The sequence below is a fragment of the Bacillus sp. AR2-1 genome (assembly GCF_008368755.1).
In the GTDB taxonomy this organism is placed as follows: Bacteria; Bacillota; Bacilli; order Bacillales; family Bacillaceae_G; genus Bacillus_A; species Bacillus_A wiedmannii.
Window position 1 is genome coordinate 23164 of the sequence record NZ_QORY01000040.1, and the last position, 15496, is coordinate 38659.

A 15496-nucleotide genomic window follows, 5' to 3' on the forward strand; every position below is an offset into this window, starting at 1 on the left:
TTTATCGGAAAGGGTGAACGGAAAAGTGAATGGAGTTAATCACGAAATATATAAACCTGTCAAGACAAATAGGTTATGGATGATTCTTGTATTAGGGACACTTACGGCGATTGGGCCATTATCTATTGATATGTATTTGCCTTCTTTACCAAAATTAACAGATGATTTACAAACAGGCGCATCTCTTGCACAGCTTACATTGACAGCATGTTTGCTTGGGCTTTCAGTAGGACAATTATTTGTTGGTTCAATTAGTGACATTTACGGAAGGCGCAAACCTCTTATTATCGCTCTTATTATTTATGTTGCTTCTTCTTTACTTTGTGCTATTGCACCATCTATTTGGAGTTTAGTGTTATTGCGCTTCTTACAAGGGGCTTCAGGATCGGCCGGGATTGTTATATCACGTGCAATGGTACGTGACATGTATTCAGGTTCTGAAATGACGAAGTTTTTCTCACTGCTCATGTTAGTAAACGGAGCAGCGCCTATTTTGGCACCGATTATAGGGGGACAATTACTACAGTTCACAACATGGCGCGGTGTCTTCATCGTTCTCGGAGCAATTAGTGTATTCATGTTAATATCAGCTACTTTCGTATTACGTGAAACATTACCTCCTGAAGAAAGAGAAACAGGTGGTTTGTCAGGGACATTGGCGACGTATGGAAAACTGTTAAAAGATCGTTTGTTTATGGGATATGCATTATCACAAGGGCTAGTAACGGCGGCAATGTTTGCTTACATTTCGGGCTCACCATTTGTGTTGCAGAACATATACGGAGCATCACCACAGCAATTTAGCTTATTCTTTGCGATTAACGGTATCGGTATTATTATTGCTAGTCAGGTTACGGGCCGTTTAGCAGGGAAAGTGAATGAGAAAACGTTATTCGTTTCCGGTATTATTATTGCAGCTGTTGGTGGTTTATCTTTACTACTGACAATTGTACTAGGAATAGGTTTAATTGGTGTTTTATGTTCGTTATTCCTTGTTGTATCAAGTGTCGGGGTTGTATCAACAACTGGTTTCTCATTAGCGATGAGAAACCAGAAACAAGCTGCAGGAACGGCATCGGCTTTATTAGGTTTATTACAGTTCATTTCAGGAGCACTTGTTGCACCATTAGTAGGTATTGGCGGAAGCAATACCGCATTACCGATGGGGGTTGTGATAGCTCTTTGTGAAATTGGTGCTGTATTATGTTATCTATTTATGGCCAGAAGAAGTGAAAAGCAGTTTGAACTGCAACAAAGACAAAATTTAGAAGCTTAAATTATAAAAAAGAGCTGATTCAAATATTTTTGAATCAGCTCTTTTTTCATTTCTTTGAAATAACTCATACAGCTTTGTAAGGTGATGCAAAAGTTATTTGCATAAAGTGACGATACTGTGACAAAAATGTAGGCATGTATATTAAGGTAGCGTCTTAAGTGTAAAAAGTAGGATGTTCTCGGTATAATAACAAGTGGAGATAAAAGAAACTATAATGAGTAGTAGCTGTAGATAAAAGGAGAAGACGAGATGAAGAAGGTTTTGGGTATTGCTGTAATGGGAAGTATGATCCTTCTAGCAGGATGTAATGGAAATAAAGATACGAAAGAACCGAAAGAAAAGGTAGAGCAATCTACTGAGCAAACAGAAGAGATGAAAGAATACCGTGCAGTACATGAAAAATACGATATGAAAATGAATAAAGAAATTAATAAAGCACTACAGTTATTTGAAGTGGCAAAAGAAAAGGGCGGTAAGGAAATAACGAATGCTACATATAAAGAAGATGTGCGAAAGGTAACGACTAGCATGTTAGAAGATATTGATAATATACGTAAAGAAATTCGTGTTCCAAAGTCGAAAGAGCAAGAACATGAGGTATACGCTGGTTTCTTGAATGAATCGGAACAAGCAATGAAAAAATTACAGAAGTTAGCTAAAGAAGAAGACTCATCATTGATTCGTGATATAGAAATTAACTTTGCAACAGCATCAACATACTATAAACGTTTTCAAGCAGAAACGAAAAAATAACCTTGCGTACGCGCAAGGTTATTTTTTCTTCTTACCATCTCCGTCTTCATCCTCGGATACTAATACCTTCTGTTCTTCGTGAAATGCAGAGATTGTTTGTCCGGTAATATTATCGAATGGAGTATAAAAAGAAGTGATATGTTTCTTTTTAATAAAGAGTTTATCCCGCTATTTGCCGGGCAGTAAGACCCCCACCTCAAAATTCAGTGAAAGCAAAGAAGTTAGGTAGGGGATCCACTGCCCGTAAAAGCCCGATTGGTTCAACTAATAATCAGTGGGGGATGCCCCCCGCTGATTAAAGTTTCACTTTATAGACACCGATGATGACAAGTATAGCGATTGTTAATGGTAATCCTATAGTAGCAAGAAGCAAGGGATCCATCTTATAACTTCTTTAATATTATTTCTTTTTATTATAAGAGAAAACTGTAATTTCGATAAAAGGAGCGAAAACTGATTTTTCTAAATATATCCAATTTGATTGACTTTTCATTCTTTCAGAATTATAATTCGAAATATACAATTTGAACCAAATAATAATATAGCAATTTACTTATCCAGAGAGGTAGAGGGACTGGCCCTATGACACCTCAGCAGCGGGTTCTGTAACAGGAACACCGTGCTAATTCCAGCAAGCAAGTCTTGAAAGATAAGTGATGGGCCTTCGTTTATTAAGCCTTGATCTTATTTTTTAAGATCAAGGCTTTTTGTGTTTTAAGAAGAGGAAAGGGAGTAATGGGAAAGATACGCTAATAAAACAAAGTAAATTTATGAGTTTAGGAGGTTATTGGAGTGTATGTTGTTAAAAAACTATCAGTTATGGTGTTTACACTATGGATTATTACAACAGTAACATTTTTGATTATGCACATTATTCCGGGGGATCCATTTTCATCGGATGCAAAGATCTTTCCGGCGGAAGTTGTGCAGAACATGAGAGCAAAGTATCACCTTGATGAGCCGCTATGGAATCAATATGTTGCTTATTTAGACGGCGTAGTTCATTTTGATTTTGGTGAATCTGTTCAATCGACGGGGCAAGGTGTATCAGAAATTATAACGACAGGATTTGGTCCATCAGCGATCATCGGCTTACAAGCACTTTTTATTTCATTGTTAGTCGGAATTGCAGCGGGTACATTTGCTGCTCTCTATCACGGGAGAGTAATTGATTATAGTGTGAGTTTACTTGCGATTCTCGGCATATCTATTCCAAGTTTTATTTTAGCACCATTATTTATACAAGTATTTGCTATACAATTTGAACTTTTACCAGTAGCGTCTTGGGGCACATTTGAACATACGGTATTACCGTCATTCGCATTAGCATTAGGGCCAATCGCGGTTATTACAAGATTTGTTCGCTCTAATATGATTGAAGTTTTGCAGAGCGATTATATTAAGCTAGCGAGAGCGAAAGGTATACCAATTAAGAAAATCATTATAAGACATGCTCTTCGAAATGCGATTGTTCCAGTACTTACATTTGTTGGACCGTTAATGGCTGGGCTTTTAACAGGTACGTTCATTATTGAAAAGATTTTTGCAATTCCTGGGCTCGGAAAATATTTTGTAGATAGTATTTTTAACCGAGATTATCCAGTAATTATGGGAACAACAATTTTCTATAGTGCATTATTAATTTCTTGTATTTTCATTACAGATATTATTCACCGTATTGTTGATCCGCGTATTCGTTCTATTACGTAAGGAGGGGGGCATTTAAATGGGAGCTTATGAAATCAATAAACAGCTATTAACGAATGAAGAGAAAAAAGAATTAACGATAAATAAAGAGCAGCAAACGATTAGCCGAAAAAAAGAAGTGTTTCGTAAGTTTGTATCAAATCCGATCGCAGTTCTAGGAGCGGTGACATTATTACTCATTATTATTTTCTCTCTTATCGGTGAAAGTTTAACCCCTTTTACCGCGAGTGAACAAGTAAAAGAGGCGACAAATTTACCTCCTAGTAGTGAGCATTGGTTCGGAACAGATGATTTAGGTCGGGATATTTGGGCACGTACTTGGGCTGGTGGGAAAATTTCATTAGTAGTTGGATTAATAGCGGCCGTTCTTGATATAGGACTTGGTGTACTGATTGGGGGATTTAGTGGATATGTGAGAGGGCGTAATCGCCTTGGAACGTTAATTGATGAGTGGATTGTACGAGGGATTGAAGTATTATACGGTATTCCATATTTATTAATTGTTATTTTACTACTAATCATTATGAAACCAGGACTTTTTACAATTATTATTGCTCTTGCATTAACAGGATGGATTGGTATGGCACGTCTCGTTAGGGCGCAAGTATTATCTTTAAAGCAAAGAGAATTTGTTATTGCAGCAGAGCGATTAGGTACATCGCATATGAAGATTATATACGGACATATCATTCCGAACTTAACAGGCATTATTATCGTAAATTTATCATTTACAATTCCCGCAGCTATTTTCTCAGAATCATTTTTAAGTTTTATCGGACTCGGGGTACAATCACCAGCAGCGAGCTGGGGGACGATGACGAATGATGCGCTCGGGACACTATTAAGTGGGGAATGGTGGCAACTTTTCTTCCCATCGCTGATGATTGCGCTCATCATGTTCGCATTTAATGCAATTGGTGATGGTTTGCAAGATGCAATTGATCCAAAAATCGTCAAACGGAATCGAAAGGAGAAAAGACATGGGACAGCTCTTATCTTTAGAAAACGTAACATTGGCCGTTGAAAAAGAGAATAGTAAGCAAGCAATTGTGAAGCATGTTTCCTTTTCTATTAACGAAGGTGAAATCGTTGCACTTGTAGGAGAAAGTGGTTCAGGAAAAAGTGTTACAGCACAATCTATTGTCGGATTAAATCAAGAATCTATTCACATCGATGACGGAAGCATCTCTTTCCAATCTCAAGGATTAACGAATTTACAAGAATCAGAATGGAATCAAATTCGAGGGAAAGACATTTCGTTTATCTTTCAAGACCCTCTGTCCTCTTTAAATCCGACGATGAAAGTAGGAAGGCAAATTACAGAGGTGATTTTGCAACATGAGAAAAAGTCGAAAAGAGAAGCAAAAGAAATTGCGATTAATTTATTAACGGATTTAGGGATACATGAAGCAGAGAAACGTTTTGAACAGTACCCACATCAATTAAGCGGAGGTATGAGACAACGTATTTGTTTAGCAATTGCGTTTGCTTGTCATCCAAAGCTCGTTATTGCAGATGAGCCTACAACTGCATTAGATGTAACGATTCAAAAGCAAATTATGGGGTTATTAAAAGAGCGAAAAGAAAAACAAAATACGAGTATTTTATTAATTACCCACGATTTGGCACTTGTACGTGAAGTAGCAGATCGAGTAGTTGTGATGTACGGAGGACGTGTTGTTGAAAAAGGGACGATACAAGAAGTGATAGATTCACCTAAGCACCCATATACGAAAAGTTTATTGCAAGCTATTCCGAATATGGATGATTCCGAAAAGGTACTTAGAGCTATTGAGGGAACAACACCATCAATTGAAACGCTAAATAGCTTTGGGTGCCCATTTGTAAATAGATGCCCAGTAGCAATACAAGAATGCATTCATCGTTTCCCTGATAGAACAGCATATTCTGGGGAACACAGTTCACATTGTTGGCAACATGTTCTAGATCATAACGAAGTGAAATCAAAAGAGAAGGTGAATGCCTCATGACGACAGATTTAATTACTGTAAAGCAAGTAACGAAAACGTATGGAAGTAAAAAGAAAGAAATCATAGCGCTAAAAGATATATCACTTTCTATCCCGAAAGGAACGACGCTTGGCATTATTGGAGAAAGTGGTTCAGGAAAGACAACACTTGGTAAGCTCATAGCTGGGATCGAGAGCCCAACGTCTGGTCAAATTGATTATAACGGTCAAGTTGTTCACAAGTTGAAGTCAGCTCATAAGCAAGATTTCTTGCAGAAAGTACAATTCATTTTTCAAGATTCAACAGCTGCATTAAATCCGCGCTGGAAAGTACGCGATAGCGTAACAGAAGGATATATTTCATTCGGTTTAGGTGATAAAGAATTGAAAGATAAGGTGGCAGGTGATGCGCTAGAACGTGTTGGATTAGATAGGCGATATATTGATCGATACCCACACGAATTTAGCGGAGGACAACGTCAACGGATCGCTATTGCAAGGGCGTTATTATGTGAGCCAGAAGTATTAATCCTGGATGAACCAATTTCAGCGTTAGATGTTTCACTTCAAATCCAAATTGTGCACTTGTTGCAAAAGATTCAAAAGGAACAAGGCTATACATATTTATTTATCGCACATGATTTACCGATGGTTCACTACTTATGTGAAAAAGTGGCTGTCTTATATAAAGGAGAACTTGTTGAATTTGGAAATACGGATGAAGTGTTCCGTAATCCTCAACATTCTTATACAAAAACATTATTAGCATCAACACCAAAAATTTTAGGTTAAAGGGGAATGTAAGATGAAGAAGTTTTTATTATTTGTCATTATGACCGTATTAGCAATTACTTCTGTCGCTTGTGGCAAGAAAGATACTTCAAAAGCAAGTGCTAGTAAAGGAGACCGTTTTGTAACGAATCTTGGTAGTGATCCTTATACGCTAGATTCAGCAATTTCAACGGATAATAACTCTAATTATGTAATTGAGCACTTATTTGCAACTTTGTACAGACAGACAACTGACGGGAAGTTTGAAAAGGATTTAGTAGAGAAAGAGGAAGCTGGAGCGGATGGAAAAGAGTATACATTCTATTTGAAAAAAGGATTAAAATGGTCTGATGGCTCCCCGTTAACAGCAAAAGATTTTGAATTTGCTTGGAAGAGAATATTAAATCCTAAAACGGGTTCTATGAATGCAACAGAACTATATTTCATTAAAGGTGGAGAAGCATTTAATACAGGGAAAGGTGCAGAAGATGCAGTAGGAATTCAAGCGGTAGATGATGTAACTCTAAAGCTACAATTTGAACATCCGGTAACATCTATTAAACGAACATTATCTCAGTCGTTATATATTCCACTTAATAAAAAATCTATTGATGAAAAAGGTAAACTAAAAGTAGATCCAAAAGAATTAATTACAAACGGTCCTTTTACATTGAAAGAATGGAAGCATAATCAATCGATTATTTTAGAAAAAAATAAAGAGTTTCATGATAAAAAAGTAGCATCAAAAGAAATCGAATTCCGTATTATTCCTGAAGGTAAAACAGCGTATCAATTATACAAATCTGGAGAATTAGATTTACTATCTCACATACCAACAGATTTAGTTGAAAAGGAACAAAACAATAAAGAGTTTAAAAAAATGCAAGACTACTCAACTCATATTTATTCATTTAATTCAGAAAAGCCACCATTTACAAATGCGAAAATTCGTAAAGCTTTTGCAATAGCTGTAGATCGCAAGTTTATCGTAGAGAAAATATTAAAGAATAATGCAAAAGAAGCATATGGATTTGTACCAGAAGGAGCAAAAACAGAAAGTGGCCGCGACTTCCGTAAAGAGAAAGGTGACTATTTTAAATATGATCCTGCAGTAGCTAAGACGTTATTAGAAGAAGGAATGAAAGAAGAGGGATGGACTACTCTTCCAGAAGTAACAGTGAAATATTCAGATAAGAAAAAAATAGCTGAAACACTTCAAGAAATGTTTAAGAAAAATCTTGGGGTAGATGTGAAAATAGAAGGTAAAGAGTGGAAAAGTTATATCGATATGTATAAACAAAGTGACTTCCAAATTGCATATATGGGATGGGGAGGATCTACATTAGATCCAGCTGCTCAATTAGAAATTTATGCAGGGGATGGTCCAAATAACTATGCGAAATGGTTTAATAAAGACTTCGATAATTTAATTAATCAAGCAAAATTAGAACAAGATGAAAATAAACGCTTTGACTTATTACATCAAGCAGAAGATATTATGTTTACAGAGTATCCTTTAATCCCACTTGTATTCCCGACAGATTCTTATTTACAAAAATCATCTGTATCTGGATTAGAATACTACGTAGGATCTCAACCGAGCTTACGATATGCTAAAAAGTAAAATAAAGAAGTAGGCAACGGCCTACTTCTTTATTTTATTTCTCTTTTATATTCCTTTTTCGTTCCATCAGAGAAGACAACTTCTAAATCGAACTTTTGGTAGTCTTTATCAAGTTTGAACACGTTTACTACTTGATCGATTACTTCTTGGTCGGGAGTATCTTTATTAAATTTTAATTCTTGTAGAAGTGGGCTTAATTTTGTGATAGCCTCGTCTCCTGTTAATTTTACATCTGCTTTATGATCTTCAATTTTTGCTTCCATTTTTTTATCTGCTGCTACATTTTTATAGTCAGCTTCGTAGTCTTTCTTTGTATCTTGGTAGTCTGCCTTTAAATCGAATTCATTGAAGTTTAGTTTTAAATCAGCAGGAGCTTCATTCTTTGCCTCTTCTGTAGTCTTTTTATTAGAAGTTGTGTCTTCTTTAACAGGAGCTTTACATCCTGTTAATGCAGGTACTAGCATAAGAGCTAATAAAACTGATAGTAAAATTCTCATTAAAAATTCCTCCTTATGTAAATTCGTTCTATACAAGTTTTTCCCAAAATCATGTAATTATGTATGAGGTGAAAATAAATTATTACCCTATAGCCACAAGGGATAATCCGCAATTTAAATCAAAAATGATTTGTATGTATATGGTAAATTGAAGTTGTGAGGGGGTACTAACATGCATGAAGAATATAAAGAGATGATAAAACAAGCAATTGAATATATAGAGGATCATTTACATGAGGAGCTTACAACAGAAAGAGTGGCGTCTCACAGTGCAGTATCGATGTACCATTTTCATCGCATCTTTCAAAGATATGTTGGGATGAGTGTAACGGATTATATTCGAAAGAGAAGGTTAACTCATGCTGCGCAAGCCTTAGTGTCAACGGAGAGGGCTGTTATTGATATTGCAGTACAATACGGCTTTTCCTCACAAGAGGCATTTACGAGAGCTTTTAAAAGAATGTTTCAATTGCCACCAAAGAAATATCGAAAGTACTTCCAGTCATTTTATATAGAAAGAGAGGGTATTTCAATGCAAAAAGGTATACCGAAAGGATGGATTTTAAGTGGAAGTCATCCTGCTGAGTATGAGATGGGCTTAGATTATGAAGTTGCACATCAAGGAAAAGTATCTGCATACATAAAAGCAAAAGAAAATGTTACGCACGGAGGATTTTCAACATTAATGCAAATGTTCCGAGCAGATAAATATGTAGGTAAAAGATTACGTTTAACAGCATTTGTTAAGAGTGAGAACGTAAGAGATTGGGCAGGATTGTGGATGAGAGTAGACGGAAAAGATACAGAACCACTCGCTATGGATAACATGCAAAATCGCCCAATTAAAAATACGAATAACTGGCAATCGTACTCGGTTGTATTAGATATAAAAGAAGAAGCACTTGGTATAGCATTTGGTGTCCTATTATCAGGGGAAGGTTGTGTGTGGCTAGATCGTATTCGATTTGATGAAGTGGATGAAAAAATTCCTTCAACAGATTTGGCTGAAAATTTTTATGAAACACTACTAGAAGAGCCAATAAATCTGCAATTTGAAGAGATAGAAAAGTAAGGAGAAAAGATATGTTCAAATATGCAAAACTAATAAGTATTAGTTTAGTAGTATCGTCTTGTATTATGGGAATTAACTATTTCATTAGCTATCTGTGGTCAGGGCATATACCTTCTTTGACGTGGAGAACATATTTGATGTTTATGTTTATATTTATGATGAGTTTTAGTTCGATGCAAAAAGAAGGGGAAGAGGATTATTGACAACGATTAGAAAAAGTATATAATCTAAATGTAAGTGATCACTTGCATGAGGAAGAGAGGATTTTATGGCGCGCTCAAAAACAGCAGAAAAAATCATTCAAGCAGCAATTGAATTGGTGAAAGAAAAGGGATATACAGCAGCAACAACGAAAGAAATTGCAATGCGTGCTGGTGTTAATGAAGTAACGATATTCCGCAATTTTAAAAGTAAAAAGGGTGTTATTGAAGCCGCGATTGCTGAATTTTCATATGTACCGCATTTAAAACGGTTTTTACAGGCAGAAATTGTGTGGGAATTAGAAACGGATTTAAAGAACTTAGCAAGGCATTATCATAAATTTTTAGATAGCATAAAAGATATTATTTCTATCGGTATACGTGAGGCGAGGGAATTTCCTGAATTAGATGAGGAAATCTCCAAAATTCCAAAAGGGTTAAAAGAAGAATTAATCATATATTTTGCTAAAATGCAGGAACAGGGAAAGATTATTCATACAAATATTGAAGCGCAAGTAATGAATTTTATATGGATTAATTTTGGTTACTTCTTATCTAAATTGCGTTTTGAAAACCGACTTATGGAAATCGATGATGAGAAATTTATTGAGAATAATATAGTTTTATATGCTAGGGCTTTAAGACCCTAGTATTTATTTAAAATGAAATGCAAGTAAGTACTTGCTTGCTAAATAGGAGAGCGGGAAGATGGATACATTAAAACAGTTTTTAAAAATACCAGGTACGTATATAGGAATGGTAGTTGCGCTATCGTTCCAACTTATTTTCTTTTGTGTTTGGTTAACGGCATATGATGGAGTGAATGAAAGAGTAGATCAAATGCGTATCGCTATTGTGAATGAAGATGGAAATATAGGTAGTAAAATAGCAGAAGGCTTACAGAGAAATTTACCATTTCAAGTGAAAGCAGAACAGTCTGTGGAAAAAGCAAATAAAGAAATGAATGACCATATGTACGATATGATTATTGAAATTCCTGCTTCCTTTTCAAAGGATATAAATGAAACAGGAAAATCAAATTTAAACTTCCACATTAATCAAGCGAATGCCATGATGGCAAAGCAAATGATGGAAGGAGCTGCAAAGCAAATTAGAGACAATGTAAATAAAGAGATAACAAGTTATAAGAAACAAGCGATTGTTGGGAAATTACAAGCTGCAGGGCCTGAGAATGTAGAAGTGATAAAAAGTTTAACTGAAGATTCAATTCGCTTTACAGTTCATAAAGTAAATGATGCAAAAGGATTTTCGGCTAATATGGTACCACTAATGATGGTATTAGCTTCATTTGTAGGAGCGATGATCATGAGTATGGAGCTATCAAAAATTGCAAAGGAAGTAAAGAACGGTTGGAGTAATTTTGTATCAAGGCAGGTCATTAACGGTACAGTATCAATTTTACTTGCATGTATTACAATTGGTTTGATGAGAGGATTTCAAATTGAAATACACGAAGCAGTATGGAGTATATGGATGTTTCAAGCGATAGTTTTCTTCGCCTTTCTTTCATTAACACAAATGTTCATAACTGTTTTCGGAAATGCAGGTATGATCTTTAATATAATTTCACTATCATTACAACTTGTAAGTTCGGGTGTAATTGTACCACATGAGATGCTTTCTAAAACATATCAAACAATCGGTGAATTATTTCCCGCAACATATGCAGCGAATGGCTATTATACAATAATATTTGGGGGAGTAAGTTTAGAGAAAAATATTATTTCATTATTAGTCATTATATTAGTTACACAATTGGTAGCAGTAATTACTGTATCTATAAAAGGAATAGTAAAGAGAAGAAGCTATGTAGTTAAAGAAGTATAAAATAAAAAAGGTATCCTGCGATTGGATACCTTTTTTATTTTATTATTTTGTAACTTCTGTCCACTTGTAGTTAAATTCACCACCGAAGTCAGTTGTTACAAGCCCTTTAATAAATCCGCGTTGTAGGTAAGAACGACCTTGTTGGTATAAAGGAGCGACAGCACCGTCTTGTAATAGGATTTTTTCAGCTTGCTTCATTGCTTCAAAGCGAGCCTTTTCATCGCTAGCTAAATCTGTTTTCACTTTATGAATGAGTGCATCGTACTCTTTGTTAGAGTATTTATCGAAGTTATAAGCACTATCTGTTGTAAATAAATCTAAGAATGTAATTGGGTCAGCGAAGTCAGGGCCCCAGCCATCAATACCGATTTCATAGTCACCACTTAATAGTAGTTTCAGCTGTTGTTTACGTGGTTGTGGTTTTAATGTCACTGTTAATCCATCTAGGTTCTTTTCTAGTTCACCTTTTAAATATTCACCAGTTTTTTTAGCTAAAGCATTATCACTTGTTAATAGTTCGATTGTTACTTTGTCAGTACCAAGTTCTTGTTTCGCTTTTTTCCAGTTTTCTTTCGCTGTTTTCACATCATCTTTGACTAGGTTTCCGTTTTCTTTACGGAAGTCGTTACCTTCTGGACTCTTTGCGAATTTCGCAGGAACCATTCCTTCAGCTGGAATAGCACCATTATTTAAAATTGTTTCTACGTATGCTTTTTTATTCATTGCTCCGTTAATAGCAAGGCGTGCATGTTGATTTTTTAATGTTTCATTTTTTTGATTTAGTCGTAAAAATTGAATGCCAACTTCAGCGCGGTCTTTGAAGTTTGGATCGCTCTTATATTTATCAACAAACTCCGCAGTTAAAGCAACGCGATCAATTTGTCCTGAATCGTATAAGTTAACTTCTGTAGATTTATCTTTAACGACATTGAAGTTGATTTCTTCTAATTTTACAGTTTTAGCATCCCAATAGTTAGGGTTCTTCTTCAATTGGAAGCTTTGCTCGTGTTTCCAGTTATCTAATATGAAAGCACCGTTGTAAATTAAATGATTTGTTTCTAAACCATATTTATCGCCCTGAGATTTTAAGTAATCTTCATTAATTGGTAAGAATGTTGAGAATGTCGTTAAGCTTAAGAAGTAGGGAACAGGACGGTCTAGTTGTACTTCTAACGTTTTATCATCAAGAGCTTTGACACCTAGTTGATCAATTGGCAATTGTTTCTGGCTTATTTGTTTCGCATTCTGTATATCGAAGAATAAGAATGCATATTCAGCTGCTGTATCAGGATTTACGGCACGTTGCCAAGCGAAGACAAAGTCCTTTGCTGTAACTGGAGTACCGTTTGACCATTTTGAATCACGCAGGTGGAATGTATATTTTGTTTTATCGGGACTAAGGTCAACCGACTCAGCAACACCAGGAATTGGTTTGTTATCTTCTCCCATTGCATATAAACCTTCAAAAACATTGCGCATTACGCTCATGGATTCCCCATCCGTTGCTTTTGCAACATCCATTGTTGGAATTTCTGAAGCGAATGATAAGTTAATTGCCTGTTTATCAGGTGCTTTATCATTTGCTTTCGCTCCGCTTGCATGATCTTTATTTCCTCCGCAAGCAGTTAGTAATAGACTTGCCCCTAAAACAGATGCAACAACAGGTACAACTTTTTTCTTCATTGTTCGTTCCTCCCTAAATGTGTTGTTCGTAACGTCGTAATGTCCACGTTTTGAAGTGTAGCTATAGAAGAAGAGAAAACCTATTATAGATATGTGTATGTAGGTAATCAGGTGTTCTATATGTATATACATGTTGAGCTATAATCTATCGTTATATGTTTCAACGTAGTAGACGTTATATTTTGATGGTGAAATATTTTGTTTCTTTGATTATTTAGAATATTAACACTGGAAAGAACTATATGTCAATAATAAAAATAGATTGTTAATTTCTTAGAATAATATATTAAAAAAGCAGATTTCCTCACATTAGGGAATCTGCTTTTAATATGTTTTGCTAAAAAAACAATTGGTTTGGGCTAATAATCAGTGGGGGATGAAGAAAACCCCACTGATTAAAGTTTCGCTTTATTTTTCAATTTTGGCCCATTTGAATTTTAATTGACCTGCAAAGTCTACTTGCACAATTCCTTTCACATAAAAACGTTCTAAATAAGATTCGCCTTTTTGGTAAAGAGGAGCGATAACAGAGTCTTTAAATAATATTTTCTCGGATGCTAGTAATGCTTCCCAGCGAGCTTTTTCATCACCGGCTAAAGTTGTTTTCACTTTTGCTATTGTTTCATCGAACTCCTTATTAGAGTAATGATCTAAGTTGTAAGGGTTATTCGTTGTAAATAGCTCAAGGAATGTAATTGGATCTGCAAAGTCAGGGCTCCAGCCGTCAATTCCAATTTCGTAGTCACCTTTTAATAAAAGTGAAACTTGTTGTTTACGTGGTTGCGGCTTTATATTTACTGTTAAGCCATCTAAATTCTTTTCTAATTGTCCTTTTAAGAACTCACCAGTTTTCTTTTCAAGGTCACCGTCACTTATTAATAGTTCTAATGTTATTTTTTCAGACCCAAGTTCTTGTTTTGCCTTTTTCCATAATTCTTGAGCAGATTTTGTATCAACCTTTGTTAAATCGCCGTTTGCAGTACGGAAGTCTGTTCCGTCAGGTCCTTTTGCAAAGTTTTTCGGCACGAGACTAGAGGTTGGTGTGGAGCCGTCATTTAATAACGTATTTACAAAGGATTTTCGATCAATTGTTTGATCGATTGCTTGGCGTGCAGAAACGTTTTGAAGTACTTTGTTTTGTTGATTCATACGTAGAAACTGTACCCCTACGTTTGGCCGTTCTTTAAAGTTAGCATCCTTTTTATATTTATCAACGAAGTCAGATGTTAGTTTGATACGATCTAATTGTTTTGACTCGAATAAATTTACTTCTGTAGATTTTTCTTTTACGACGTTAAAATTGATTTCTTCCAGTTTGACAGTATCTTTATCCCAATAGGTAGGGTTTTTCTTAAATTTAAAGCTTTGCTCATGCTTCCAATCGCTTAGTGTAAAAGCTCCGTTGTACAAAATTGTATTGTCTTCTAACGCATACTTATCACCTTGTGCTTTAAAGAATTCCTCGTTAATTGGTAGAAATGTTGGGAATGCTGTTAGGCTTATAAAGTACGGAACAGGACGTTCTAATTCTACCTCAAACGTATGGTCATCAATTGCTTTTACACCAAGTTGATCGGCTGGAAGTTCTTTGTTGTTAATTTTTGTTGCATTTTTAATATCAAAGAATAGAAATGCATATTCAGAGGCTGTTGCTGGATCAACAGCTCTTTGCCAAGCGAAGACAAAATCTTTCGCTGTGACAGGAGTGCCGTTTGACCATTTTGAATCTCGCAGGTGGAATGTGTATTTCGTTTTATCGCCACTTACTTCATGAGATTTCGCAACGCCAGGGACAGGTTTGTTACCTTCACCAAGATTATACAAACCTTCAAATACGTTTCTCATTACTTGACCAGAATCAGTATCTGTAGCACGGGCTGTATCCATTGTTCGTATTTCAGTAGGTGAAGATAAGTTTAAAACCTGTTTACTAGGCGCCTCGTCTTTTGCATTTGCTCCGCTTGCTTCGTTTTTATAACTACCGCAACCAGTTAATAAAATACTTACTCCTACAACTGATGCAATACCGGGTACAAACTTCTTTTTCATTTGATTTTCCTCCTAAATAATTAAGTTTGGATGCTGATGAGGGAAAT

15 protein-coding genes and 1 riboswitch are annotated in these 15496 nt (G+C 35.6%); of the genes, 11 read left to right on the plus strand and 4 right to left on the minus strand.

The window, feature by feature from the left end; genetic code table 11:
• The first annotated feature begins 25 nt into the window (after window positions 1–25).
• On the plus strand, window positions 26–1276 hold the full coding sequence (locus DT250_RS29935) for a multidrug effflux MFS transporter (RefSeq protein ID WP_001014693.1): 1251 nt from the start codon (window positions 26–28) through the stop codon (window positions 1274–1276).
• Between the two features lie 249 nt (window positions 1277–1525).
• Complete coding sequence (locus tag DT250_RS29940; protein WP_149214254.1) at window positions 1526–2029, plus strand: hypothetical protein; 504 nt, start codon at window positions 1526–1528, stop codon at window positions 2027–2029.
• A gap of 18 nt (window positions 2030–2047) precedes the next feature.
• On the opposite strand, the gene DT250_RS29945 is transcribed toward DT250_RS29940, so the two are convergent.
• Entirely contained in the window at window positions 2048–2182 is a 135-nt protein-coding gene (locus DT250_RS29945) for a DUF3951 domain-containing protein (RefSeq protein WP_149214275.1), read from the minus strand.
• A gap of 397 nt (window positions 2183–2579) precedes the next feature.
• Window positions 2580–2685, plus strand: a riboswitch (SAM riboswitch).
• A 136-nt stretch (window positions 2686–2821) separates the two neighbouring features.
• Here DT250_RS29945 and DT250_RS29950 point away from each other — a divergent pair.
• Genes DT250_RS29950 through DT250_RS29970 form a run of 5 tightly spaced genes read left to right on the plus strand, consistent with a single transcriptional unit; the run spans window position 2822 to window position 8100 of the window.
• On the plus strand, window positions 2822–3739 hold the full coding sequence (locus DT250_RS29950) for an ABC transporter permease (protein ID WP_149214255.1): 918 nt from the start codon (window positions 2822–2824) through the stop codon (window positions 3737–3739).
• Window positions 3740–3755: 16 nt separating this feature from the next.
• Window positions 3756–4760, plus strand: a complete 1005-nt coding sequence (locus tag DT250_RS29955; protein WP_149214256.1) for an ABC transporter permease — start codon at window positions 3756–3758, stop codon at window positions 4758–4760.
• Complete coding sequence (locus DT250_RS29960; RefSeq protein WP_149214257.1) at window positions 4717–5727, plus strand: ABC transporter ATP-binding protein; 1011 nt, start codon at window positions 4717–4719, stop codon at window positions 5725–5727. Before DT250_RS29955 ends, DT250_RS29960 begins: the two co-directional genes overlap by 44 nt.
• On the plus strand, window positions 5724–6497 hold the full coding sequence (locus DT250_RS29965; RefSeq protein WP_149214258.1) for an ABC transporter ATP-binding protein: 774 nt from the start codon (window positions 5724–5726) through the stop codon (window positions 6495–6497). Before DT250_RS29960 ends, DT250_RS29965 begins: the two co-directional genes overlap by 4 nt.
• Window positions 6498–6510: 13 nt before the next feature.
• Entirely contained in the window at window positions 6511–8100 is a 1590-nt protein-coding gene (locus DT250_RS29970) for a peptide ABC transporter substrate-binding protein (protein ID WP_149214259.1), read from the plus strand.
• Between the two features lie 29 nt (window positions 8101–8129).
• Here DT250_RS29970 and DT250_RS29975 read toward each other — a convergent pair whose 3' ends face one another.
• The gene (locus DT250_RS29975) at window positions 8130–8597 is read right to left on the minus strand and encodes a YusW family protein (protein WP_088061704.1); all 468 of its coding nucleotides are present in this window, start codon (window positions 8595–8597) and stop codon (window positions 8130–8132) included.
• Between the two features lie 172 nt (window positions 8598–8769).
• Between DT250_RS29975 and DT250_RS29980 the strand changes: the two genes are divergently transcribed.
• From DT250_RS29980 to DT250_RS29995, 4 genes are all read left to right on the plus strand, one after another.
• On the plus strand, window positions 8770–9669 hold the full coding sequence (locus tag DT250_RS29980; protein ID WP_149214260.1) for a helix-turn-helix domain-containing protein: 900 nt from the start codon (window positions 8770–8772) through the stop codon (window positions 9667–9669).
• A gap of 11 nt (window positions 9670–9680) precedes the next feature.
• Window positions 9681–9872 carry a hypothetical protein gene (locus tag DT250_RS29985; protein ID WP_075312858.1) on the plus strand — a complete coding sequence of 64 codons (192 nt, stop codon included), beginning with the start codon at window positions 9681–9683 and terminating at the stop codon, window positions 9870–9872.
• 65 nt (window positions 9873–9937) lie between these two features.
• Window positions 9938–10519, plus strand: a complete 582-nt coding sequence (locus DT250_RS29990) for a TetR/AcrR family transcriptional regulator (RefSeq protein WP_149214261.1) — start codon at window positions 9938–9940, stop codon at window positions 10517–10519.
• A 58-nt stretch (window positions 10520–10577) separates the two neighbouring features.
• Window positions 10578–11717, plus strand: a complete 1140-nt coding sequence (locus tag DT250_RS29995) for a YhgE/Pip domain-containing protein (protein WP_149214262.1) — start codon at window positions 10578–10580, stop codon at window positions 11715–11717.
• A gap of 42 nt (window positions 11718–11759) precedes the next feature.
• On the opposite strand, the gene DT250_RS30000 is transcribed toward DT250_RS29995, so the two are convergent.
• A complete protein-coding gene (locus tag DT250_RS30000) occupies window positions 11760–13400 on the minus strand; it encodes a peptide ABC transporter substrate-binding protein (protein WP_147786519.1) in 1641 nt (546 codons plus the stop codon).
• Between the two features lie 408 nt (window positions 13401–13808).
• Window positions 13809–15449 carry a peptide ABC transporter substrate-binding protein gene (locus DT250_RS30005; protein ID WP_149214263.1) on the minus strand — a complete coding sequence of 547 codons (1641 nt, stop codon included), beginning with the start codon at window positions 15447–15449 and terminating at the stop codon, window positions 13809–13811.
• Window positions 15450–15496: the final 47 nt, after the last annotated feature.

What these genes read in the sequence shown, in the direction of transcription:
- DT250_RS29965 (WP_149214258.1), top strand. Translation starts at nt 5,724, where the DNA reads ATGACGACAGATTTAATTACTGTAAAGCAAGTAACGAAAACGTATGGA.
- DT250_RS29990 (WP_149214261.1), top strand. Translation starts at nt 9,938, where the DNA reads ATGGCGCGCTCAAAAACAGCAGAAAAAATCATTCAAGCAGCAATTGAA.
- DT250_RS29980 (WP_149214260.1), top strand. Translation starts at nt 8,770, where the DNA reads ATGCATGAAGAATATAAAGAGATGATAAAACAAGCAATTGAATATATA.
- DT250_RS29995 (WP_149214262.1), top strand. Translation starts at nt 10,578, where the DNA reads ATGGATACATTAAAACAGTTTTTAAAAATACCAGGTACGTATATAGGA.
- DT250_RS29960 (WP_149214257.1), top strand. Translation starts at nt 4,717, where the DNA reads ATGGGACAGCTCTTATCTTTAGAAAACGTAACATTGGCCGTTGAAAAA.
- DT250_RS29975 (WP_088061704.1), bottom strand. Translation starts at nt 8,597, where the DNA reads ATGAGAATTTTACTATCAGTTTTATTAGCTCTTATGCTAGTACCTGCA.
- DT250_RS29985 (WP_075312858.1), top strand. Translation starts at nt 9,681, where the DNA reads ATGTTCAAATATGCAAAACTAATAAGTATTAGTTTAGTAGTATCGTCT.
- DT250_RS29940 (WP_149214254.1), top strand. Translation starts at nt 1,526, where the DNA reads ATGAAGAAGGTTTTGGGTATTGCTGTAATGGGAAGTATGATCCTTCTA.
- DT250_RS29955 (WP_149214256.1), top strand. Translation starts at nt 3,756, where the DNA reads ATGGGAGCTTATGAAATCAATAAACAGCTATTAACGAATGAAGAGAAA.
- DT250_RS29970 (WP_149214259.1), top strand. Translation starts at nt 6,511, where the DNA reads ATGAAGAAGTTTTTATTATTTGTCATTATGACCGTATTAGCAATTACT.
- DT250_RS30005 (WP_149214263.1), bottom strand. Translation starts at nt 15,449, where the DNA reads ATGAAAAAGAAGTTTGTACCCGGTATTGCATCAGTTGTAGGAGTAAGT.
- DT250_RS30000 (WP_147786519.1), bottom strand. Translation starts at nt 13,400, where the DNA reads ATGAAGAAAAAAGTTGTACCTGTTGTTGCATCTGTTTTAGGGGCAAGT.